Raw genomic sequence first — 16,307 nt, forward strand, 5'->3', positions numbered from 1 at the left:
GGTGTCCATAATGGACAAAGAAAATTTACACGAAACCAGATAGTTTGTTTTATTTTAGAAACGGGGTGTCTCGAGGAGAGTATATACTGTTTTATAAAATAAACAATTTCATTTCATAAAGGATTGCAATATCATTTTATTGTAAATGAGGTGTCTACGGCAGAATACTAGCCGAATTACCACACATTCCTAAATAAATGAGGTGTCTGTGAACGGTAGATTAAATTAAATGCTTTTTCAATCCCTCTTCAGAAAACAGGAAGCTGAGTCAGCTTCCTGTTTTTCGTGTTTGTTCTCCTATGTAATTATGGTAAAATACGGCTAAGACCTACTTGAAAGGATGAGAACCATGAATCATACAGCGGATAATTGTATTTTTTGTAAAATCATTGAGGGACAAATTCCTTGCTCAAAAGTATATGAAGATGAACATGTACTTGCATTTCTAGATATTAGCCAAGTGACAAAAGGACATACACTTGTAATTCCAAAAGTGCACAAACAAGATATCTTTGCTTTAACGCCAGAAATTGCATCACATATATTTTCTGTCGTTCCTAAAATCTCAAATGCGATTAAATCTGAATTTAATCCAGTCGGCTTTAACCTATTAAATAACAACGGTGAAAAAGCTGGACAAACTGTATTCCACTTCCACCTTCATTTAATTCCACGCTACGGTGAAAACGATGGTTTTGGTGCTGTCTGGAAATCACACCAAAATGAATATACGACGGAAAATTTACAAAACATCGCAAGTACCATTGCAAATGGTGTAAAATAAGAGTAAGAATACGATTTATCATATGCTGGAACGTAAAATGTACTATAGCAGCATATAAAGTAAGATTGTACATAACAAGCCTACTCCTCCAAAAGACATATACTGCATGGCTTGTTTTTTCACCCAAAATGCTGGAGGATATGATCTTTTTTGTTTTACAAATAACAGTAAATGCATAGCACGTACAAGAAAGAAAAGACTTACGATAAAACAAATGGTTGTCACAAGTTTCACTTTTCTCCCCCCTTGTCTTAAGCATATGCATGTTTTTATACATCATGAATAAGAGCAAAAAAATAAGGAGGTTTCCTTTTATGTCAAAAGCTAAATCCTTTGTAACAGGTGTAATTTGCGGCGGTGCTGTCGCTGGACTAGCCGTTCTTTTTTCCACTCCTTCTTCCGGTAAAGATATGCGGAGTAAACTAAAAGAAAAAGGAAATGATATTAAAAAGACTTTAGCTGATATTACAGCTGATACAAAATTATTAAAACGTCAAATTGTTGAAACAGCTTCAGAAGGTAAAGAAGTTTTTCAAGAATTGAAAGATGATATGCAAGATACACTTTCCACATGGAAACAAGATATTTCTCAAAACAAACGTCATATTGAACAAGAAATTTTAGACATTCAAAAATCAATTGAAAAATTGCAACAAACAGTTCCAGAAAAAGCGTAAACAATGTTCCATTCTTAGTTTTTGCATATAACAAATATTTTTTATAAATATTTCTCTTATCGCGACATATCACATAGATATGTCGTGTTTTTATGCATTTACAATATATGTTATCCTCTACTACGTGGGGATAACATATATAGTTATGACATCTAAAACGCTTCCACAATTATGCATGATCTGTTAAGATTATGATTTTTCCGAAAAATTTTCACAATTCTCACAAAAAGACTTTATTAATTTTTATTTTACTGGCATAATAGATACTAATGAATAAGAATGTAAAAGTGGGTGAGTACATGAAAAGTGGAGAAAAAGATTATTCGGTCAAAGAAGCAATGATTTTCAGCCAACGCATTGCTCAATTATCGAAGGCATTATGGAAATGTGTAGAAAAAGATTGGCAACAGTGGATCAAACCATATGATCTAAACATTAATGAGCACCATATTTTATCCATTGCTTATCATTTAAAAGGGGCTTCTATTTCTGAGATTGCAAAGTTTGGCGTGATGCACGTATCAACGGCATTTAACTTTTCGAAAAAACTTGAAGAGCGCGGCTATCTTGTATTCTCAAAAAAAGAAGATGATAAGCGAAATACGTATATTGAAATTACACCAAAAGGGGAAGAATTGCTGCTGCAATTAATGGAGGAGTATGACCCTGAAAATAATTCTGTCTTTAATGGCGCTCTTGCTCTTCGCAATTTTTATGGTAAGTTCCCAGAAAATATCGAATTAATCGCGATTTTAAGAAATATTTATGGACAAGATTTTATCGATATTTTTGAGAAATCACTAGAAAATATTGAGGAAAATTTTACGGAACACGATCAAAAATTAGTAAAAAAATAATACCGATTATTTTTTCGTTGTTATGCGTAAAAATTCTTGCATAATTGGCTGAAATAAGCCTTGTTTATGTAGCGCTTCTGCAGTCTCGTTTACTTCGAGCTGATGTGGAAGCGCTTTTTCAAATTGCTCTAAAAGAGCATCAAACAAAAGTAAGCCTTCTTGCTTTTCTGCTATGTATTGTTTGTTCAACTGTTCACATAAAGCTAATATACGTTCTATGTCTTTTTTTCGAGCTTTTTTCTTTATAATTAAAGAATAAAATGGACACTTATCTTCGTCGATCATTTGAAAAAGTAATTCTACATAATATTCCGCTTGCTCTAGTCGTTTTACAACGTCCATTTTCTCCCTCACTTTCTAACGCAATGTCTTCTATTTCTGAATTTTATAACACGAACAAAATATCGTATGATACAATATATAAAAGTATATGTATTTTGGCCAAAAGGAGGTATCTCCTCGTGACTCTTATAGAAATTGTTTTTGTCACATTTGCACTTATTGTTCTATTCTACACGAATTTCTTGACTCATACACTGTGTGAGCGGAAACAACTATCCGAGAGACGCCAAACGAGCGCTTTTCGAGTCATTAATGTATGTATTACGATTCTATTAATTTCTAGTTATATAGAAATTATATTTCATGGAAAGTGAGGAAGGGAAGCCCCTTCCTCACTTTTTTCCTCTATAAACAAATTATACCTATTATAACTAATAAAATAAACAGTACAAGCAATAAAATAATAAGTGATGAATTCATTCGCCCATCTCATCCCTTCTCCTCTTTTCTATATAAATACAGATTGAAAGACCGACATAAAACCATTCCTTTTAGGTGGAAGAGAAAATCCGCTCATGGATAGAAGCGGTCAGTACCCTTTTAAGCCCCATACCATGCGAAAACAGAAGGAAAAAATGAGAGGAAGTCTCCTTCTATTCTTCATAGCCGCAATTTATATGTTGAAAAATCAAATTGGATATATATATATGCACATTCGCCTAATATGGTACTCTCTCTTTAATCTGACAATCTTTATAAACAAATCGGCAATTTTTCTTTATCAATAGGAAAAGACGTCGAAATATGATATATTAAATTTTGTACATATTGCTTATACTAAAGAATAAAATTACCTTCAGCTAAATTTTATCCTCAGCCTCGGTAAGCCCTGTTAAGCAGGCTTTTCACTTTATAAGAAAAGCGTCGGGCTTTTACGGACAGTTGTCCCCTACCTATCTTCCTTGCTTCTCTCTGAATCTTGAGATGGGGACTTACTGCCCGAGAATAGCGGGATAAATTAAAAATACATAATAGTAGGAGTGTTTATTGAATGAAGAAAGCTATGCTTGCCTTAGCAGCAACAAGTGTAATTGCCTTATCAGCATGTGGATCAGCTGATAAAATCGTAACATCTAAAGCTGGTGACATAACAAAAGATGAGCTTTATACAGCATTGAAACAACAAGGTGGTAAACAAGTTTTACGTAACATGGTTGTAGAGGAAGTATTTATTAAAAACTATAAAGTAGATGACAAAGAAGTCGATAAAAAATACGATGAATTCAAAAAACAATACGGCGATCAATTCGACACTCTATTAAAGCAACAAGGTATTAAAGAAGAAACATTAAAAAATAGCGTTCGTGCTCAATTAGCTCAAGAAAAAGCTGTTGAAAAATCAATTAGTGATGATGAAGCGAAAAAGAGTTACCGTGATAAAAAAGTATTCGCAAAACATATTCTTGTAAAAGAAGAAGAAACTGCGAAGAAAGTAAAAGAAGAACTTGCTCAAGGCAAATCTTTTGAAGACTTAGCGAAGCAATACTCTGAAGATCCAGGATCAAAAGAAAAAGGTGGAGACCTTGGTGAATTAAAACCAGGTACTCTTGTAAAAGAGTTTGAAGATGCTGCTTTCAAACTGAAAAAAGATGAGATAAGTGAGCCTGTAAAATCTAACTTTGGTTACCACATCATTAAAGTTACAGACATTAAAGATGCAAAACCATTTGATGAAGAGAAAAAAGAAATTAAGAAAGAAATTGCTCAGCAAAAATTACAGGACGCTCAATTCCTTAATGACTTCCAAAACAAAGAAGTGAAAAAAGCTGACGTGAAAATTGAAGATAAAGACTTAAAAGATATCTTTGAAACTCCAAAAGCAGAAAATGAAACAAAATAATTCATAACAAATAAGCTGTCAGGTCTTTCCTGACAGCTTATTTTAGTTTCTTACAAAGGCATCATGTATTTTCTATGCAAGAGGATATTCTTTGAATATTATACAAGCTGAAAAAGCGCCTAAAGGTTCTCTCTTCCCTTTAGGCGCTTTTTACTGTTGATTTGTTTATGCTAATGCTGCTGCTTGCTCCTGCTGATCTACAGGTACTACAGCGTCCTGTAATGCTTTCTCTAATTCAGCTGTGTATTTCATTTGTTCTTCTTTACTCCAGCCTAATTTCGCTGCCATATACGCAATTACGTTTTCTTTCCAATCGTATACCCAGTGAATGTTGAAGAATACAGCCCCTCTGCGGCGTACGAAGAAGTCAACAGGTTTTGCTGTCATTTCATAGTCCATTGCGTATACAAGCGGTACAAGCACGTCTAACGGCATGTTATACTCTTTTGCATCTGCTTTTAGCCCTTTTGCTAAGTTAAAGAGAATATCAACGTTAGAGCCATAGAATTTCGCAAACTCTTCCGCTTGTTTTGCTGTTAAACCATATTTTGTTCCCTCTTGCGCTTTTTTCGCAACGAATGTTGGGAATTGTTTTGATCCACTTACATGACCGCCTGAAATTGGCATATGTTTCGTTTCACTTTTCGGATACGCACTATGTCCTTCTTTTTGTAATAGAGATGTTACATAATCAACTACCATTTCTGCCATTTTGCGATATCCTGTTAATTTCCCACCAGCAATTGTAATTAAACCAGATTCAGAAGTCCAAATTTCATCTTTACGAGAAATTTCAGATGCACTCTTTCCTTCTTCGTAAATTAATGGACGTACACCAGCCCAGCTTGATTCAATATCTTTTTCTGTAATCTTCACAGTTGGGAACATATAGTTGATCGCATTAATGATGTAAGTGCGATCTTCTGTTGTCATTTGTGGTACTGCCGCATCTTTATCATAGAACGTATCTGTTGTACCTACATATGTTTTCCCTCCGCGCGGAATCGCAAAGACCATACGGCCATCTGGTGTATCAAAATAGATTGCTTGCCCAAGTGGGAAACGTTTTTGATCAATTACTAAGTGAACACCTTTTGATAATTGTAGTACTTTCCCTTTTTTCGAGTTATCTTTTTCACGAAGTGTATCTACCCAAGGTCCAGCTGCATTTACAATTTTCTTACCGTATACTTCATATACTTCTCCATCTAATAAATCAATAACGCGTACACCGCATACTTTTCCATCTTTATATAAGAAACCGTCTACTTTTGCATAGTTAACTGCTTTTGCGCCGTGTTCGATTGCTTCTTTCATAACTTCGATTGTTAAACGAGCATCATCTGTACGATACTCTACGTAGTAACCGCCGCCTTTTAATCCTTCTTGCTTCACAAGCGGTTCTTTTTTCATTGTTTCTTCACGATTAAACATCTTTCTGCGTTCGCTTCGTTTTACCCCTGCTAGGAAGTCGTATACACGAAGACCAATTGATGTACTGAATGAACCAAATGTACCACCTTTATGGAATGGAAGTAACATCCACTCTGGTGTTGTTACATGGGGACCGTTCTCATATACGATCGCACGCTCTTTCCCAACCTCTGCTACCATCTTCACTTCAAGTTGTTTTAAATAACGTAAACCACCGTGTACAAGCTTCGTTGAACGACTTGATGTACCTGCTGCAAAGTCTTGCATTTCAAACACAATTGTTGATAAACCACGTGTTGCCCCATCTAATGCAATACCAGAACCAGTAATACCTCCACCAATTACGATCACATCTAACTCTTGTTTATTTACTCCGTTTAATACGTCTTTACGTTGTTTACTTGAAAATTTCATGGTAATTCCTCCCTTTGATACGAAAAAAGAGACCACAAACATCACTATAGAAATCGCTTCTATAGCGTGTTGTGGTCTCTCCATATCTCCTACCGAATTATTAACTTATCATCATTATAACACTGTTTATGATTATTTAAAAGCTTTTGTTGCTTCAATTGCCTTTTTCCAACCAGCATATAGCTCTTCACTTGTTTCCGTTTCCATTGCTGGTGTAAAGCTTTTATCCATATTCCACTGCGCCTTAATTTCTTCTTGGTTTTCCCAATATCCAACTGCAAGACCTGCTAAATATGCTGCTCCTAAAGCTGTTGTTTCATTTACTTCTGGACGCTCTACTGGCACATCTAACATATCGCTTTGGAACTGCATTAAGAAGTTGTTCTTAACTGCTCCGCCATCAACGCGTAATGTTTTCAGTTTAATACCTGAATCTGCTTCCATTGCGCATAGTACATCTTTCGTTTGGTATGCTAATGACTCTAGCGTTGCACGAATAAAGTGTTCTTTCGTTGTACCGCGAGTTACACCAAATACAGCTCCGCGTACTTCACTATCCCAATATGGTGTTCCAAGTCCTACGAACGCTGGAACAACGTAAACGCCATCTGTTGATTCAACGCGAGATGCGTATTCTTCGCTCTCACTCGCATCTTTAAACATGCGCATTCCGTCACGTAGCCATTGAATTGCAGATCCTGCTACGAAAATACTTCCTTCTAATGCATATTCAACTTTACCATTTAAACCCCATGCAATTGTTGTTAATAAACCATGTTCAGAAGCAACTGCTTTTTCACCAGTATTCATTAACATGAAGCAACCAGTTCCGTATGTGTTCTTCGCCATACCTTCCCCGAAGCAAGCTTGTCCAAATAACGCTGCTTGTTGGTCACCAGCCACACCTGCAATCGGTATGTTTTGGTTAAAGAAATGGTAATCAACTGTATGACCATATACTTCAGAAGATTGACGTACTTCTGGAAGCATGCTTTTTGGCACTGTTAACATTTCTAGAAGCTCATCATCCCACTGTAAATCATGAATATTAAACATTAATGTACGTGATGCATTTGAATAGTCTGTTACGTGCGCTTTACCACCAGACAATTTCCATACAAGCCATGTATCAATTGTTCCGAATAATAATTCGCCGCGTTCTGCTTTTTCTCTTGCACCTTCAACGTTATCTAAAATCCATTTCACTTTCGTACCAGAGAAGTATGCGTCAATTAAAAGACCTGTTTTTTCACGAACCATTTCACTATAGCCTTTTTCTTTTAATTCATCGCAAATTTCAGCTGTTTGACGAGATTGCCATACGATTGCGTTATAAACTGGCTTACCAGTTTCTTTATCCCATACAACTGCTGTTTCACGTTGGTTTGTAATCCCGATACCAGCGATTTGCTCTGGTTTTACATCCGCTTCACTTAAGCAAGTTGCAATAACAGCTAGAATAGATCCCCAAATTTCTTGTGCGTTATGTTCTACCCAACCTGGCTTTGGAAAATGTTGTGTAAATTCTTTTTGAGCTACATGAACAATTTTACCTTCTTTATTAAAAAGAATGGCGCGTGAACTTGTAGTTCCTTGGTCTAATGAAAGAATATATTTTTTCATATTCGGTTCCCCCTTATGCTACTTTTCTACTATTTGTATCGTTTCCGCTCTTTTTGCTTGTCATATAGGAGATTGCTAGTACAATCACAGTTGCAATTATCACATAAATAAGTGCTGCATTTTGTTTTCCTTCAAATACAACTTGATGGAATAAACCTGCAAGTGATCCGCCTAAAATCGGTCCTACAACCGGTATCCATGCATACTTCCAATTTGATCCGCCCTTCCCTGCAATCGGAAGAAAGAAGTGTGCAATACGTGGACCTAAATCACGAGCTGGATTAATTGCATATCCTGTTGTCCCACCTAATGATAAACCAATACTTACAATTAAGAAACCTACGATAAATGGATTTAAACCATCTGCAAATTTATTTGCACCAATTGCTAATATACCAAATACTAAAACGAATGTTCCAATCATTTCACTTAAAAGGTTTGCAAATGTATTCGGAATTGCTGGTCCTGTTGCAAAAACACCTAATTTTGCAGATGGATCTTCTGTTTCTTTCCAATGAGGTAAGTAATGTAAATATACGATAATTGCACCGATGATTGCCCCAATCATTTGCGCTACAATATAACCTGGTACATCGCTCCATGGGAACGCTCCCTTAAATGCTAGTCCAATTGTTAAAGCTGGATTTAAATGTGCTCCACTAATTGATCCAACTGCATATGCTGCGATGGCAACGGCTAAGCCCCATCCCATCGTAATTACGATCCAACCTGAATCCTTTGCAAACGACTTCTTTAAACTTACACCAGCACAAACGCCGCCACCAAGAACGATTAACAACGCTGTCCCTATTAACTCACCTAAAAATGCTGACATAAAATCCCTCCACAATCAGTTTAAACGCTTTCAATGTGATAGAGATAAAATGAATGGCCATTCGTTTTTTTCAAAAGAAAAAGACCCACAGCTAGCACGTTTCTATATAATAATATAGAAACAATGAAATGTGGATCTCTACTTTTCTCCGTCACGTTTATTAACTTGTCTATAATGTTAACCTCAAATGAAAGCGGTGTCAACAGAATTCTTTCACATTTTTGTCACTTTTTTTGGTAATGTTTCCAGAGTTCTTTTTTCGATGTTGTAATCGCTGTCGCACCAGCTGCTAACGCTCTTTCTACATCCTCAACTGTACGAATAAAACCACCTGCTAAAATCGGTACACCCGTCCGTTCTTTCACTTCGGCAATCACACCTGTTAAAGCGCCTGGAAGCACTTCAATATAATCAGGTTTTGTCTTCTCTAAAAGATTACAACTTTTCTCCATTGCACTAGAATCAATTAAAAAGATACGTTGAATTGCAACAACACCCTTTTGCTTCGCCTTCATAATGACACTTGCCTTTGTTGACAATAACCCGTATGGCTTAAACTCTTGGCATAAAAACTCTGTCGCATGACCATCACTTTGCAAACCATGAATAAGATCAACATGTAAGAACACTTTTTTACAATGCTGCTTCGCAAGTGCGACCACACTCTTCAATTGACCGATATGAATATCTAAAATAACGATATACTCATACGAACTATGTAGTAACTTTTCTAAGTCTTTTATTTGCCGAACAGCTGGCAAAATCTTTTGTTCATGAAATTCCATTCAAAAAGTCCCCTTCTTTACGTCATCCTACCCTTTATAGTACACAATTTAGGCAAAAAGAACAGCTAGTAAGAGAAATTTTTAGTTCTCTTCACTGTCGCGCCTTGCCGAACGGTCGATATATTTGAAAAATCGCCGATATAAATAAAAAAGGTGAATAACCGACTCGTTATTCACCCCTTACCCCAATTAAAGAAGTACAGAATCCTTATCACTTTCTTGATTACGTCTCTCACGCTCTTCTTCTAAACGCTTCATATATACTTCGCCTTCTTTTTCAATAAACTCATTATCCATCTCTTGCTCTTGTTTAGAAGTGTATAACACCATATAACCGCTCACAACAATACCGATAATAACGAGATACACCCACCATGGCAAAGTTTCCAATTGATTCCCTTCCTTTCCTAAGACAAGCCTTGTTAGTTTCACTGTATGAGAGGAAGGACAAGATTATGACTCTTTTCCATTCATTCTTTTTCCCATCATAAAAGCAGTACCCATTCAGAGTACTGCTCTTAGTTTCATCTTATTCTATCGATGAATCCAAACTGCACCTGCAGAATTGTCTTCAGCTTGTCCTACTACTTCGAACTTTAATCCTAGTTTCGGCAACTTACGTCCTGCATCTGGAATGATGCTGTTTATATACTGCTTAGAATCATCAAATTTCGCAACCCCTGGTAACCCTTTATAATCAAAGATACCGCGCGTTGGTGAATCAACTTTCCATGCTGGCGTTTGATCAAATGAGAACGCAGCATCTGCAATTTGGTAACGCGTACTGCTCTTCACAGTTGGTTGTCCGTTTAATGTCCCTACGATTGCCTCTGGATGAGAATCTACTACGCCCAAGAATCCTTCACCCGGATGAACTCCTACCCAGTTATCTGTAAAGCTTTGATCCGCATACCATACAACCATTCCTGTATTAAATACTGGGCCACGTGCATTTTTTAACGCCATGTCAGAACCAGCATAATTTCTCCACTCTAAATAGTAGTTATGTTTTTTCTGTTCAAATCCGTTAGATACAGTAAATCCTTTTAACGTCATTGCTGATTGTCCTTCTGCATCATCAGAAAAAGCAACTTTACCATCTACAGTTAAAACTGCATTGTCTAAAGCAAACCCTTTGTAAGCTACTGCAATATCTGTTACATATTCAAACTGTAGTTTTACTTTCTTCCCTTTGAATTGACTTAAATCATACGACTTATCAACCCAATTACCATCTGTTGTATCCATACCGCCTTTTACATCTTTTTCGCCAATTCTATCAATGCGCACTTTCGTTCCATCTTCTGTAACCGCATTTACTTCAAGGAAATCATACTTCGCTTCAAGCTCATAGAATGCCTTGTAATCAAACTTAGCACTCTCAGCTTTCGTTAAATCAAATACTGGTGTCTCAAGTGTTGTATGCATGTCATTCCCTTTTGTACTGTAATAAAACTTCTTACCAAATGCTGATTCAATATTTTTAATATCTTTGTCCGGCAAGTTAACGCGAACAATTCCTGGTCGTTTTGACTTTGTAACACTTTGGTCTATATATGTTGCAGCACCGATTCCATTGCGAAGTTTATCATAATCTACCTCAACGATATTCGCCCAATTTCCGCCCATATTCTTTTTGAAAAACTCTTTATTTTGTGGTGAGAAACTTGTTGGCTCTGTTCCTGCAATTTTTCCAGCCCAGCTACCGCCGCTCATAAGAGACCATGATTCAACTGGTTCACCTTGCCCTGTATACTTTGTATCGTACTCATCTGGTAAACCTAAATCATGACCATATTCATGGGCGAACACACCAACAGCTCCGTCTTCAGGCTCGATTGTATAATCATATGCAGCCATCTTTCCGCCCCAATTCGAAACAGAGGATTTTGTTCCATCAATTGCATATGGTTTTGATCCAAGTTTTGAACGATGAGACCAAATCGCATCATCTTTCAATTTACCGCCGCCAGCTTCTTGCCCCACGCCAGCATGTACAACCATTAAATGATCAATAATGCCATCTGGCTCATTTTTATTTCCATCCCCATCTTGATCGTACTGATCAAATTGGTCAAAATCAGCTAAGTTTATCCCTTTTGCTACTGCTGCTTTTAATGCTTCCTTCACAAAATCACGCGGTCCTAAAGGTCCTTTATTATCATGACCAGTGCCCGCATCCGCACCATAATCAGAAGCTTTGCCTGGAACAGTCAACCATTCCGTTACAGTTCCATCAACTGTATAGCTACCACCTGATTGCTCTTCATAATATTGCTTAAATGTATTAATTTTTGATCCATCAAATAGCGTAAATGGTTCATCACCAAATAACATTTTTTGATAATGCTCACGATTAAAGTCATTAGAATACATATATCCTGGCGCTTGATCAACATTATTATGTTTAAAATCACTAAATTCTACGAGTAAAACAAGCACTTTATCTTTTCGAACAGCTCCATTGTACTCTTCTTGCTTCGCTGGTGTAGTAGGTACTTTCCCATTTAATTTCCTAGTATTCAATCCTGAATCTTGTCCAGCCACCGGCCCTACTGTTGGCTGCTGTGCCTGTTCATTTTCCTTCATTTTCGCATCTTTTACTTTTTTCATAAAATCAGAAGCTTCTTGCGTAAGACTATCTTCTGTAATAATTTCTTTCCCAGGGTTTTCCCCTTTCTTTTTCTCAACATACTTTTCAACAGCCTTTGATGTCTCAGCTTGTGATGCAGATTTATCAATGACTCCACGTTGTTTTAGCGCTTCTGCCAAACGCTCCTCCGGTATTAAATGCTCATCAATCGGTAGAGATGATGATGGCGCCCCCGCATATGCTGCATGATTTCCAAATGCAAAAGTACTACTTAATACTGCCGCTGTTGCTAATACTGACAAAGGTTTTAACTTTCCATTCTTTTTCAAAGCATTTCCTCCCTATGTTTGCGAATTATCAGTTTTTTTGTCGATAACAAAATATTATTCGTATTATGATGAATATTCAATATTTTTCAACAAATGAAATGTTGAGAAATATTTTTTGGGGCAGGGTAAAATGCACAATATAGGAAAATCCACAAAGGATTTTTGTTTTTCATCACAACCTTTCTCTTTTTCTCATAAAAAAAGATCCTGCCATGATGGCAGAATCTTTTTTTAACACGCTTCTTAGTTATGGAAAGTTGAGTTATAAAACAAATGATTATGAAATTGATTCGTTTAAAAATAAATTGAATTTCTTTTCTACATTTTTCAGATGAATTAGAGATTGTACTTTTGCAAGCTCTGGTTCTTCTGCTTCAATAGCTAGAAAAATATTTTCATGTTCTTTATAAACAATCTCTCTTTTTCTTTCCAACCCTACGTTTTGCTTGAGGGTAATCTCTAATGCCTTATTGTAAAGAGAAGATAAATTTTCCAGCATAAGAACCATCACTGAATTATGTGTAGCCTGTATAATAGTTCGATGAAATTCAAAATCAGCTTCTCTACCTGTCTTGTCCTTAAAAGTAAAATCGTGTTCCATCCACTTTAACACTTCTCGAATCCGCTCTAATTCATCAGGAGTTCGCCTACATGCAGCAAGGTAAGCCGCCTCTGGTTCTAAGATTTTTCGCATTTCAAATAAATGTCGAATACTCTCTTCATCTGCTTTTTGAATATGAAAATGTTGACTTAAAGAGGTTGGAATTACTTCTTCTACATAGCTCCCTCCACCTTGCTGAGATGAAATAAGGCCCATAGCTCGTAAAACACTTAAAGCCTCCCGAATTGGCATTCGGCTAACACCGAATAATTCAGCTAATTCCATCTCTGTAGGTAGTTTTGAACCTGGTGAAAACTTTCCGTTCTCAATCATCACTAGCAACTCACGAGATATTTTTTGTGAGATTTTCTCTTTTTGTGTCAATTTTTTATCTTCCTTTTTCAATATATTTAGGATAATTATTTAAATATGGCGGCTGCGGAACTTGTTCACTGACAGCTCGGCCAATAGAAATCGAAGCAGTTGCCGCAGGCGAAGGTGCATTTAATACATGAATGGAACGTTGATTAGAATCAATTAAAAAATCATCAACCATGCTTCCATCTTGCATAAGCGCTTGCGCTCTCACACCTGCATGAGTTGGTACGATATCACGCTCAGTTAATTCCGGGATAAGTCGCTGCAAACTACGTAAAAACGCTTGTTTACTGAAAGAACGAATGATCTCATTCATACCTTCCTTCATATTTGGCATCGCCATTTTCCAAAAACCTGAGTACGTCATCACTTCAAAAAAGTCTTTTAGATTAAAATCGGTTTTCTTATAACCTTCTCGTTTAAAGCTAAGCACTGCATTAGGCCCTGCGTGAACCTCACCATTAATCATACGCGTAAAATGAACACCAAGGAACGGAAAATCCGGGTTCGGCACCGGATAAATAAGGTGTTTAACAAGATTTCGTTTCTCTGGTACCAATTCATAATATTCCCCGCGAAATGGTACAATTTTTGCTTTCGTGCGTAATCCACTCATTTCAGCAACTCGGTCACTATGTAATCCAGCACAATTAATAAGAAAATGAGATTGAAATGTACCTTGATTGGTCTCAACTGTAATACCGTCACTTCTCTCGTCTATTTTTTCTACTTTCGTCGCAAGGTGCACATCTCCTCCTCTTTCTTGAATAAGACGGGCAAACGTTTGAGAAACCTCTTTGTAATTAACAATTCCACAACTTGAAACACGTATTGCACCAAGTCCACTTACATGTGGTTCAATTTCTTTCAGTTCTTCAACCCCAATTTTCTCCACATTTAATTCATTTTGTAAACCACGCTTATACAAATTATCCATAAATGGAAGTTCTTTCGAATCTGTTGCAACGATCACCTTACCGCACATCTCATAAGAAATTCCATGTTTCTTACAAAAAGAAATCATAGCTTCATTTCCTTCACGTGCAAACTTAGCTTTAAAACTACCAGGTTTATAATAAATACCAGAATGAATCACTCCGCTATTATGTCCGGTTTGATGATGGGCAAGTGTACATTCTTTCTCAATAATAGCGATTTTTGCATGTGGATAACACTCAGTAAGTGCGTAACCAGTAGACAAACCTACAATTCCCCCACCAATAATTATATAATCATACATTGTTTTTATCTCCCCTCGAACTTGTAATACAAATCAAACAAAAAACAAAAAAGTGTAGACAAAATGAAAGCGTTTTTGTATGCTAAATCCAATTAGTTTTTCGAATTATCTAAAATTTTATACTTTAACATCTAGAAAATCAAGAAAATACGTCATATTTGTATTACAAGAACAAAAATAGTTGTGTTACAAATTGTAGCTCAATCGTACATTCACAAAGGAGGAACAAAATGAAAAAGTTCGGATTACCTCTCCAAATTTTAACTGGTCTTTTTTTAGGTATTATCGTTGGTGCTATTTTCTATAAAAATCCTGAAGTTGAAACGTATTTAAAACCACTAGGTGATATCTTTTTACACTTAATTAAAATGGTTGTTGTTCCTATTGTTATTTCTAGTATTGTTGTAGGGGTAGCTGGATTAGGTAATGCTAAGAAACTTGGAACACTTGGTTTTAAGACTATACTCTATTTTGAAATCGTTACAACTTTAGCTATTGTTCTCGGAATACTGATTGCAAACATCTTTCAACCTGGAACAGGAGTTAATTTAAGTGAGCTTACAAAAGGTGATATTTCAAGTTATGTAGAAACTGAACAGGAAATTGAACAAGGTGGACATTTAGACTTTATCGTGAATATCGTTCCAACTAATATTTTTGAATCCATGGCAAATGGACAATTATTGTCTATTATCTTCTTTTCCGTTCTTTTCGGATTGGGAGTCGCAGCTATCGGCGAAAAGGGACAACCAATCTTACAATTCTTTACAAGCGTTTCACATGCAATGTTTTACGTAGTAGGTCTTATCATGAAAGTAGCTCCATTTGGAGTATTTGGACTAATAGGTGTAACTGTTTCTAAATTCGGTCTCAATTCTCTTATCCCCTTAGGAAAATTAATTCTTGTTACTTACGGTGCCATGTTCTTCTTCGTTGTAGTATGCTTAGGTTCAATAGCAAAACTATTTAAAGTTGATTTTATTAAAATGTTAAAACTTCTTAAGGACGAATTAATTCTAGTATTCTCTACTGCTACTTCTGAAACTGTTCTTCCAAAATTAATGGAGAAACTGGAAAGATTCGGATGCCCAAAATCCATTGTTTCTTTCGTTATCCCAATCGGATACTCATTTAATTTAGACGGCTCTACTTTATATCAAGCAATTGCTGCAATATTTATTTCTCAACTCTATGGAATTGATATGTCCTTGACTGAACAAATTACATTGGTTTTAATTCTTATGTTAACTTCTAAAGGAATTGCTGGAGTAGCTGGTGCATCTTTTGTTGTACTTTTAGCTACTTTAGGATCTGCCGGTCTTCCACTTGAAGGTTTGGCATTTATCGCAGGGGTGGATTTTCTATTAAACATGGGCCGTGCCACTGTTAATGTAGTAGGCAATGCGCTGGCTGCAGTAGTAATAACGAAATCGGAGAACCAATTTGACTACAAAAAAAATCAACACTTAGTATTAACAAACAAAGAAGTTATCTAGTGCAATTGATTTATAATAAAAAATGTGTTCGAAAGTTAGCTAAATCACTACTCTCGAACACATTTATTGTTAATTATAC

16 protein-coding genes are annotated in these 16,307 nt (G+C 36.2%); 6 read left to right on the plus strand and 10 right to left on the minus strand.

The window, feature by feature from the left end; all coding sequences use genetic code 11:
* Window positions 1–349: 349 nt before the first annotated feature.
* On the plus strand, window positions 350–784 hold the full coding sequence (locus J4P91_RS19970) for an HIT family protein (RefSeq protein ID WP_017152948.1): 435 nt from the start codon (window positions 350–352) through the stop codon (window positions 782–784).
* A 42-nt stretch (window positions 785–826) separates the two neighbouring features.
* Here the strand turns inward: J4P91_RS19970 and yhzF are convergent, their stop codons facing one another.
* Entirely contained in the window at window positions 827–1,018 is a 192-nt protein-coding gene (yhzF, locus tag J4P91_RS19975; protein WP_017152949.1) for a membrane protein YhzF, read from the minus strand.
* Between the two features lie 80 nt (window positions 1,019–1,098).
* On the opposite strand from yhzF, the gene J4P91_RS19980 reads away from it, so the two are divergent.
* Both J4P91_RS19980 and J4P91_RS19985 read left to right on the plus strand, forming a co-directional pair.
* A complete protein-coding gene (locus J4P91_RS19980; protein WP_207995543.1) occupies window positions 1,099–1,461 on the plus strand; it encodes a YtxH domain-containing protein in 363 nt (120 codons plus the stop codon).
* A 299-nt stretch (window positions 1,462–1,760) separates the two neighbouring features.
* Window positions 1,761–2,318: an HTH-type transcriptional regulator Hpr gene (locus J4P91_RS19985; RefSeq protein ID WP_017152951.1), complete on the plus strand. Its 558-nt coding sequence runs from the start codon at window positions 1,761–1,763 to the stop codon at window positions 2,316–2,318.
* 6 nt (window positions 2,319–2,324) lie between these two features.
* Here J4P91_RS19985 and J4P91_RS19990 read toward each other — a convergent pair whose 3' ends face one another.
* Window positions 2,325–2,660 (minus strand): DUF1878 family protein, encoded by a 336-nt coding sequence (locus J4P91_RS19990; RefSeq protein ID WP_207995544.1) that lies wholly within the window; start codon window positions 2,658–2,660, stop codon window positions 2,325–2,327.
* Window positions 2,661–2,779: 119 nt separating this feature from the next.
* Here J4P91_RS19990 and J4P91_RS19995 point away from each other — a divergent pair, with 119 nt between their 5' ends.
* Together J4P91_RS19995 and prsA are read left to right on the plus strand one after the other, a co-directional pair.
* Window positions 2,780–2,974 (plus strand): hypothetical protein, encoded by a 195-nt coding sequence (locus J4P91_RS19995; protein WP_017152953.1) that lies wholly within the window; start codon window positions 2,780–2,782, stop codon window positions 2,972–2,974.
* Window positions 2,975–3,651: 677 nt separating this feature from the next.
* Window positions 3,652–4,500 carry a peptidylprolyl isomerase PrsA gene (prsA, locus tag J4P91_RS20000; RefSeq protein ID WP_207995545.1) on the plus strand — a complete coding sequence of 283 codons (849 nt, stop codon included), beginning with the start codon at window positions 3,652–3,654 and terminating at the stop codon, window positions 4,498–4,500.
* Window positions 4,501–4,665: 165 nt separating this feature from the next.
* Here prsA and glpD read toward each other — a convergent pair whose 3' ends face one another.
* From glpD to lhgO, 8 genes are all read right to left on the minus strand, one after another.
* Window positions 4,666–6,348 carry an aerobic glycerol-3-phosphate dehydrogenase gene (glpD, locus tag J4P91_RS20005; RefSeq protein WP_207995546.1) on the minus strand — a complete coding sequence of 561 codons (1,683 nt, stop codon included), beginning with the start codon at window positions 6,346–6,348 and terminating at the stop codon, window positions 4,666–4,668.
* Window positions 6,349–6,480: 132 nt separating this feature from the next.
* Window positions 6,481–7,971, minus strand: a complete 1,491-nt coding sequence (gene glpK / locus J4P91_RS20010; protein ID WP_207995547.1) for a glycerol kinase GlpK — start codon at window positions 7,969–7,971, stop codon at window positions 6,481–6,483.
* A gap of 13 nt (window positions 7,972–7,984) precedes the next feature.
* The gene (gene glpF / locus J4P91_RS20015) at window positions 7,985–8,806 is read right to left on the minus strand and encodes a glycerol uptake facilitator protein GlpF (RefSeq protein WP_207995548.1); all 822 of its coding nucleotides are present in this window, start codon (window positions 8,804–8,806) and stop codon (window positions 7,985–7,987) included.
* Between the two features lie 224 nt (window positions 8,807–9,030).
* Window positions 9,031–9,591 (minus strand): glycerol uptake operon antiterminator GlpP, encoded by a 561-nt coding sequence (gene glpP / locus J4P91_RS20020; protein WP_017152959.1) that lies wholly within the window; start codon window positions 9,589–9,591, stop codon window positions 9,031–9,033.
* Window positions 9,592–9,780: 189 nt separating this feature from the next.
* On the minus strand, window positions 9,781–9,981 hold the full coding sequence (locus J4P91_RS20025) for a sporulation YhaL family protein (RefSeq protein WP_207995549.1): 201 nt from the start codon (window positions 9,979–9,981) through the stop codon (window positions 9,781–9,783).
* 144 nt (window positions 9,982–10,125) lie between these two features.
* Window positions 10,126–12,513: an immune inhibitor A domain-containing protein gene (locus tag J4P91_RS20030; protein WP_207995550.1), complete on the minus strand. Its 2,388-nt coding sequence runs from the start codon at window positions 12,511–12,513 to the stop codon at window positions 10,126–10,128.
* A 277-nt stretch (window positions 12,514–12,790) separates the two neighbouring features.
* On the minus strand, window positions 12,791–13,498 hold the full coding sequence (locus J4P91_RS20035; protein ID WP_017152963.1) for a FadR/GntR family transcriptional regulator: 708 nt from the start codon (window positions 13,496–13,498) through the stop codon (window positions 12,791–12,793).
* 4 nt (window positions 13,499–13,502) lie between these two features.
* Entirely contained in the window at window positions 13,503–14,732 is a 1,230-nt protein-coding gene (gene lhgO / locus J4P91_RS20040) for an L-2-hydroxyglutarate oxidase (protein WP_207995551.1), read from the minus strand.
* 230 nt (window positions 14,733–14,962) lie between these two features.
* Between lhgO and J4P91_RS20045 the strand changes: the two genes are divergently transcribed.
* Window positions 14,963–16,228: a cation:dicarboxylate symporter family transporter gene (locus J4P91_RS20045; RefSeq protein ID WP_207995552.1), complete on the plus strand. Its 1,266-nt coding sequence runs from the start codon at window positions 14,963–14,965 to the stop codon at window positions 16,226–16,228.
* The last annotated feature ends 79 nt before the right edge of the window (window positions 16,229–16,307 follow it).

The organism is Bacillus sp. XF8 (assembly GCF_017498755.1).
Classification (GTDB): domain Bacteria; phylum Bacillota; class Bacilli; order Bacillales; family Bacillaceae_G; genus Bacillus_A; species Bacillus_A bingmayongensis.

What these genes read in the sequence shown, in the direction of transcription:
- J4P91_RS19980 (WP_207995543.1), top strand. Translation starts at nt 1,099, where the DNA reads ATGTCAAAAGCTAAATCCTTTGTAACAGGTGTAATTTGCGGCGGTGCT.
- glpF (WP_207995548.1), bottom strand. Translation starts at nt 8,806, where the DNA reads ATGTCAGCATTTTTAGGTGAGTTAATAGGGACAGCGTTGTTAATCGTT.
- J4P91_RS19990 (WP_207995544.1), bottom strand. Translation starts at nt 2,660, where the DNA reads ATGGACGTTGTAAAACGACTAGAGCAAGCGGAATATTATGTAGAATTA.
- J4P91_RS19985 (WP_017152951.1), top strand. Translation starts at nt 1,761, where the DNA reads ATGAAAAGTGGAGAAAAAGATTATTCGGTCAAAGAAGCAATGATTTTC.
- glpK (WP_207995547.1), bottom strand. Translation starts at nt 7,971, where the DNA reads ATGAAAAAATATATTCTTTCATTAGACCAAGGAACTACAAGTTCACGC.
- glpP (WP_017152959.1), bottom strand. Translation starts at nt 9,591, where the DNA reads ATGGAATTTCATGAACAAAAGATTTTGCCAGCTGTTCGGCAAATAAAA.
- glpD (WP_207995546.1), bottom strand. Translation starts at nt 6,348, where the DNA reads ATGAAATTTTCAAGTAAACAACGTAAAGACGTATTAAACGGAGTAAAT.
- lhgO (WP_207995551.1), bottom strand. Translation starts at nt 14,732, where the DNA reads ATGTATGATTATATAATTATTGGTGGGGGAATTGTAGGTTTGTCTACT.
- J4P91_RS20045 (WP_207995552.1), top strand. Translation starts at nt 14,963, where the DNA reads ATGAAAAAGTTCGGATTACCTCTCCAAATTTTAACTGGTCTTTTTTTA.
- J4P91_RS19970 (WP_017152948.1), top strand. Translation starts at nt 350, where the DNA reads ATGAATCATACAGCGGATAATTGTATTTTTTGTAAAATCATTGAGGGA.
- prsA (WP_207995545.1), top strand. Translation starts at nt 3,652, where the DNA reads ATGAAGAAAGCTATGCTTGCCTTAGCAGCAACAAGTGTAATTGCCTTA.